The 5,583-nt window shown below is 41.3% G+C and carries 10 protein-coding genes and 2 pseudogenes; 11 read left to right on the forward strand and 1 reads right to left on the reverse strand.

What is annotated here, in order from left to right:
• Window positions 1-563, forward strand: a 563-nt coding sequence (locus AC5JMK_RS12060) for a response regulator (protein WP_495910175.1), incomplete at its 5' end; no start/stop codon positions are given.
• A gap of 34 nt (window positions 564-597) precedes the next feature.
• Here AC5JMK_RS12060 and AC5JMK_RS12065 read toward each other — a convergent pair.
• Window positions 598-660: pseudogene (locus tag AC5JMK_RS12065) on the reverse strand (IS200/IS605 family transposase); the annotation flags it as partial.
• 593 nt (window positions 661-1,253) lie between these two features.
• Between AC5JMK_RS12065 and AC5JMK_RS12070 the strand changes: the two are divergent.
• The 10 genes and pseudogenes from AC5JMK_RS12070 to AC5JMK_RS12115 form a co-directional block, all read left to right on the forward strand.
• Window positions 1,254-1,374 (forward strand): annotated as a pseudogene (locus AC5JMK_RS12070) (fasciclin domain-containing protein); the annotation flags it as partial.
• A 97-nt stretch (window positions 1,375-1,471) separates the two neighbouring features.
• The gene (locus AC5JMK_RS12075) at window positions 1,472-2,431 is read left to right on the forward strand and encodes an orange carotenoid-binding protein (RefSeq protein ID WP_096677621.1); all 960 of its coding nucleotides are present in this window, start codon (window positions 1,472-1,474) and stop codon (window positions 2,429-2,431) included.
• 88 nt (window positions 2,432-2,519) lie between these two features.
• A complete protein-coding gene (locus AC5JMK_RS12080) occupies window positions 2,520-2,657 on the forward strand; it encodes a hypothetical protein (RefSeq protein ID WP_495910176.1) in 138 nt (45 codons plus the stop codon).
• Window positions 2,658-2,720: 63 nt separating this feature from the next.
• Window positions 2,721-3,122 (forward strand): fasciclin domain-containing protein, encoded by a 402-nt coding sequence (locus AC5JMK_RS12085; RefSeq protein ID WP_096677622.1) that lies wholly within the window; start codon window positions 2,721-2,723, stop codon window positions 3,120-3,122.
• A 546-nt stretch (window positions 3,123-3,668) separates the two neighbouring features.
• Complete coding sequence (locus AC5JMK_RS12090) at window positions 3,669-3,944, forward strand: hypothetical protein (RefSeq protein WP_096677624.1); 276 nt, start codon at window positions 3,669-3,671, stop codon at window positions 3,942-3,944.
• A 126-nt stretch (window positions 3,945-4,070) separates the two neighbouring features.
• Window positions 4,071-4,217, forward strand: coding sequence for a hypothetical protein (locus AC5JMK_RS12095; RefSeq protein WP_495910177.1), 147 nt, complete (start codon window positions 4,071-4,073; stop codon window positions 4,215-4,217).
• A 68-nt stretch (window positions 4,218-4,285) separates the two neighbouring features.
• Window positions 4,286-4,483 (forward strand): NblA/ycf18 family protein, encoded by a 198-nt coding sequence (locus tag AC5JMK_RS12100; protein ID WP_096677625.1) that lies wholly within the window; start codon window positions 4,286-4,288, stop codon window positions 4,481-4,483.
• 71 nt (window positions 4,484-4,554) lie between these two features.
• Window positions 4,555-4,734 (forward strand): CAB/ELIP/HLIP family chlorophyll-binding protein, encoded by a 180-nt coding sequence (locus AC5JMK_RS12105; protein WP_096677626.1) that lies wholly within the window; start codon window positions 4,555-4,557, stop codon window positions 4,732-4,734.
• A 217-nt stretch (window positions 4,735-4,951) separates the two neighbouring features.
• Window positions 4,952-5,290 carry a 2Fe-2S iron-sulfur cluster-binding protein gene (locus AC5JMK_RS12110; RefSeq protein WP_096677627.1) on the forward strand — a complete coding sequence of 113 codons (339 nt, stop codon included), beginning with the start codon at window positions 4,952-4,954 and terminating at the stop codon, window positions 5,288-5,290.
• 105 nt (window positions 5,291-5,395) lie between these two features.
• On the forward strand, window positions 5,396-5,554 hold the full coding sequence (locus AC5JMK_RS12115) for a hypothetical protein (protein ID WP_495910178.1): 159 nt from the start codon (window positions 5,396-5,398) through the stop codon (window positions 5,552-5,554).
• The last annotated feature ends 29 nt before the right edge of the window (window positions 5,555-5,583 follow it).

A 5,583-nucleotide genomic window follows, 5' to 3' on the forward strand; every position in this document is an offset into this window, starting at 1 on the left:
GAAGCAATAGACACTCTTATAGTCTACGTCCTAATCTCAATGGCTATAGCTATAGCACTAGTTCTGAAATCCCAATTGGAGTTACGATGTATACAAATAATCGATTTCCTAGTAATTTTCAATCCCTCCAAGGGCTGCGAGTACTTGTTGTAGATGACAATGTTGATTTCTGCGATTTGATTGTTATACTGCTGCAACCTTATGGTGTTGAGGTGCAAAAAGCGTTTTTAGCGCAGCAAGCTCTGGAGATATTTAGGCAATGGCAACCTGATGTCCTCGTGAGTGACATTGGCTTGCCAAAGGAGGATGGCTTTGCTCTGATTCAACAAGTGAGAACCAAAGCGGGAGAGCAAGGGGAAGTGGTGCTAGCCATTGCTGTGACGGGCTATACCCATGAAAAGATGCTTCAACAAGCTCTGTCTGCTGGTTTTGACCTGTTGTTTCCCAAACCCCTGGATTTTGATGAGTTCCTGGCTGTGCTTGGCTGTTTAGCTATTTGCCAACAGTCCTCATATGCGATCGCTCAACGGATTTTGGGTAATGTCCTAGAGATTGCTGCCTAAGTTTTGAATGTTTAGATACGGCAATTTTTATACAACTGCTAGTCCAGAGTGATGGCAGTTTTTTAAGTTGTGGAAATTCTTTACGTAGATAATAGCTTCTGTTTCAAAAACTTTGATTGCTCAATCGCTACAGTCAACACCAATGCAGCAAACTTTGATGTCTGTAACAGAATATTTCAAGTCTTTCAAAGAGTTGAGGGAAATGTATTGTAAAAGTCAACTATATTTCAAGCCGACTATCTTAAAGGTTCAAAGCTATTCAAGGTAGTTTATCCTAACTCAGGCGGACAGAAACCAACTCTTGTTGATGTTGATTCAAATGCCTTTCCCCCTAGACTTAGTAAACTTGCTCCACCGAACAACTGAACTGACTTCTATTTCTATCTATATTATAAGCTATTTAAACAACTATTTACTGGTTAAAAATTCACCCAATAATTATAAGTTATTCATGAGTTTTATTACCTTGTCAACGAGTATATAGTATCTATTTATTATCCCAATAATACATATTTTGAAGCAGTGCCAATTCAGTTTTAAGTTTTTTTGTAACGTTTTAAATATTCACAGTACAACCTATACAATTTATATGCCAATCAAACACTTAGTCAAACATGATTTCTAACAGCAGGATGTCATACTAAATGTTGTTAACAAAGTTAACCGATTGCACAAAACTAGTTTACATATATGGCTGATATTGTTGATACTGCCGTTAAAGCTGGTTCCTTCAGCAGTCTGGTTGCTGCAATCGAGTGCTACCAAATTAGTAGATACTCTTAAAGGCGTTTATCCATTCACAGTCTTTGCGCTAAGAAGTATTTATATCTGGCGTTTTCAAGTTAGCATCACTATTTTTGAAACACTATCAACAAATTAATCTAATTTCGTTTTGGAGATTTTGAAAAATGTCGTTTACTATCGAGTCTGCACGCTCTATTTTTCCTGACACGCAAGTTGCTGATGCAGTTCCAACTACTGTTGAATCATCCAATCAACTCAGTGCTGAAGATCAGTTAGCTTTACTTTGGTTTGCCTATACCGAGATGGGAGTTACAATCACTCCTGCTGCTATGGGGGCAGCCAATATGGTCTTCGCAGAAAAAACCCTGACTCAAATCAAGCAGATGTCTGTTGGAGAGCAAACGCAAGTTATGTGCGATCTGGTTAACCATACTGATACTCCCATCTGCCGTACATATTCATCTTTTGGCACAAATGTCAAGCTGGGCTTCTGGTATCAGTTAGGCGAATGGATGAAACAAGGAATCGTTGCTCCGATTCCAGAAGGTTATAAACTTTCTACCCAAGCATCAGATGTCCTGCAAGCTATTCGTCAACTTGAAGGGGGCCAGCAACTCACCGTCTTACAAAATATTGTCGTCAACATGGGGTATGCCCCAACGGTTAGCACTCAAAAAGTCAAAGAACCTGTGATTGCACCTAAAGATATCGCACCACGAGCTAAAGTCAGCATTGAGGGCATCGACAACTTGACAGTCCTAAGCTACATGGAGAATATGAACGCTTTTGACTTCCAGGGGGCTGTGGGTTTATTTGCTGAAGAAGGTGCTTTGCAACCCCCTTTCCAAGAACCAATTGTGGGTCATGAGTCGATCCTCGCATATATGCGTGAAGAATGCTACGGACTCAAGCTGATTCCTGAACGGGGAGTGTCTGAGCCAGCAGAAGCAGAGTTCACCCAGATTAAAGTGACGGGTAAAGTGCAAACTCCCTGGTTTGGTGACAGTGTTGGCATAAATCTAGCATGGCGGTTCTTGCTCAATCCGCAAGGCAAGATTTTCTTTTTGGCGATCGATTTGCTGGCATCTCCCCAGGAACTGCTGAACCTGGGCTTTGTTAGGTAGAAGAACTTGAGAATGATGAGTGATGAATTTTGTGTTTTAAGCTTGGGCGATCGCTCCCCCAAATAAAGTAAATTGTTTGGAAAGGGCAATGGGTTCAGAACCAGACTTTGGCAGAATTGGTTACGAGACGATGATTCTGCTACCAGAATCAGACATGATTTTACTTGCTGTACCTTTAGAATGTTTTAGTAGAACCTATACAAATTATACGCTTACTAAAACATGATTTCTAACAGTGAGGTGTCATGCTGACAAGAGTTAGCAAATACACAAAACTAGGCGAAATTAAATGGCTGATATTGTTGATACTGCTGTTAAAGCTGGTTCTTTCAGTACACTAGTTGCTGCGGTCAAGGCTGCGGGTCTGGTAGATACTCTTAAAGGAACTGGACCATTCACCCTTTTCGCACCTAACGATGAGGCGTTTGCGAAACTTCCCAAAGGTACAGTAGACGCACTGCTGAAGGACATTCCCAAGCTCAAAAAAATCCTGACCTATCACGTTGTTTCCGGCAAAGTGATGGCGGCTGATGTGGTGAAACTGAAGTCAGCTAAAACGGTTGAAGGTGAAGATGTGAAAATTGACGCTTCTGCTGGCGTAAAGGTAAATGATGCCACAGTCACAACACCGGATGTTGCTGCTGATAATGGTGTTATCCACATCATCGACACAGTGTTGATGCCTGCGTAATTTTTCCGCACAGATAGCAAATACAGCATTGCTAAATCCTTGTATGAATCCAAATGTAGAGACGCGCCTTAGCGAAGCCATGCGGGATAGCGCTATTGGCGCGTCTCTACAGGGGTTTTGAAAAAAATAAAATCATTTTCATGCATTCAATCAGCAACGCTGCAAATGCTATTTATGGGCAGCAACTATCGGTAGTTGCTGCCCTACAACTTTTTGGATGTATTTGATGTGGGGAAATTTCGATAACCAATTATCATTATTTATTTTATTTGGCAATAAACATTGCAATTTTGTAATAAAATTGTTAAGCTTAATTTATAAAACATCACAAAACCAAAAAGTAAAACTTATAAAAAGCGGTTTAGTGATTGAAGAATTTGGTAGGCTGAACAACTACGCCATCGAAATCTTTGAAAGTACGTGATGGATAGGGGAAGAATCTAGCCCCAAAAAAAAGCATACAAGCCCCTACACCCCTGTTTATTGGCTGGTTTGCAGGAAATTGAACTACCCTAAAAACTTTTGCAAAATATAAGGATAAAACCAATGAGAACTAATGTTGGCTTAATTAATCCCTCTGTGTTTAGTCCCAATAATGTTGACTTAACTAGTCCGTCTGTATTCAGTCCCGTTGTTTTCAGAGCGGGTTTCAATAACTTTGAAAAAATCAACGCAACTCAAGCCTGGTCACTGTTTTTCACTGGAGGTAGAGAAGATAAGACATTTGGACTTAGCCCTACAGTTGGTAGTTTTTTAAATCTCAGCTTGATCGCGATCCCTATTGCAGGTATTCTCTGGGCTTTCTTGTTTCAACCTTTCTAAGCGCATAGGTTTGTTTAAGTTAGGGGTAAACGCCCGTTCGCTTCTACAGCCGTCCGGGTGGGCTGCTACGCCAATAACTTAGAAATCAAAGATCACATTTAAAGTAACCTCCATTGGAGAATCATTATGTCAAAAGAAAAAAAAGGCAACAGAGAAGCCAAAAAACCCAAAAAGCAATCTGATGGTACTAAAAAGCAAAAGCAAGACCCTAACAGACATGATGGACTTGTAACACGTATAGTAAAGAGTTCAAATGAGCAACGAAACATTTAACCATAAAACATAGCTAGTACAACAACAAACCGACAGTTTTCACCCTAATTGAGTTACAGAAGGCAGCTATGGATCAGGATATCGAACTAACTTTAGAGCAAGAATTTAGTCTCAGAAACTTTACCGATCAAGTGCGGCAAATGTCCCACGAACAAGCTCAAGAGTTCTTGATCTTGCAGCATAAGCACATGATGATTCGAGAAATAATGTATCAGGAGATTCTGAAACAAGAGTGGAAATTAGATCTGGATTTCGCCTCTGTGTAAAACCACCGAAGCAATCTTGACTTTCCACAACTGAGTAATTCCTTACAATCACAAAACTTGGAGTATTAACCATGTCAGCTAACACAAACATCACCTCTTCAATGAAAAATAAGCGCAATGCTTGGATTTGGGGATTTACACCTCAAGCTGAACTCTGGAACGGTCGTTTAGCGATGATTGGCTTCATATCCGCCGTCCTGATAGAAGTATTTTCTGGTCAAGGCTTGCTTCACTTCTGGAGTATTTTGTAGGTTAGCAGTTGTCCTACTGTGACGTTGACCCCGCTCCTTTGCCGTTGGCTAGGTCAGCTTCACTTACCAAATAGGCTTTTTAGCGGTAGAAAGGAGCAAATATTCTCCGAGATTGACCAAAACATCTGCAACACTGCCTTTTACCGGAGGTTAAAGCCACATCACGAATTTACGCTCGAAATGAATATCTAAATCCTAGCAGTGGAGATGGACTTTTATGCCTAAAGTAACCGCTCAAGGAAAAACCTTTGAATGCCCTCAAGGGGCTAATTTACGTCAGGTGCTGCTCCAGAATGGGATAGAACTCTACAACGGGGCTACTTCAACGCTCAACTGCCACGGACTCGGCACTTGTGGCACTTGTGCAGTCCAGGTGGAAGGGGCTGTTTCGGAACCGGAATGGCGCGAACGCACTCGGCGATCGCTGCCTCCCCATTCTCTCGCCCAGAACCGCCGACTAGCTTGCCAAACTCAGGTTTTAGGGGATGTCAAAGTGACAAAATTTGATGGCGCTTGGGGTCAAGGAAATCAAACCGTCTGGACACCGAAGGGTTAGTTCAGTTCGTCCAAATCTGAAGATAGATACGCGGATTGACAGCTAAATATGTTTTGCTGTTTTCCACACGTATAAATAAAACTTTTTAAATGATAAGTGATAGTGATGCCCATTAAAGAACAACCAACTCCCACTCCTTCTCGCCTGATTGGTAACATTTTTCTGGCGCTGCTAGCTTTGTTCCTGATCACAAATTTTATATTACCTTTTATCTTAGGTTCTCAGATTCCCGGTGTTCCCTATCAAAGAAGTCCGGGAGCGTGAGAACCCCTATCTTTTAAGGAGGGGATGAA

The organism is Pelatocladus sp., assembly GCF_059505505.1.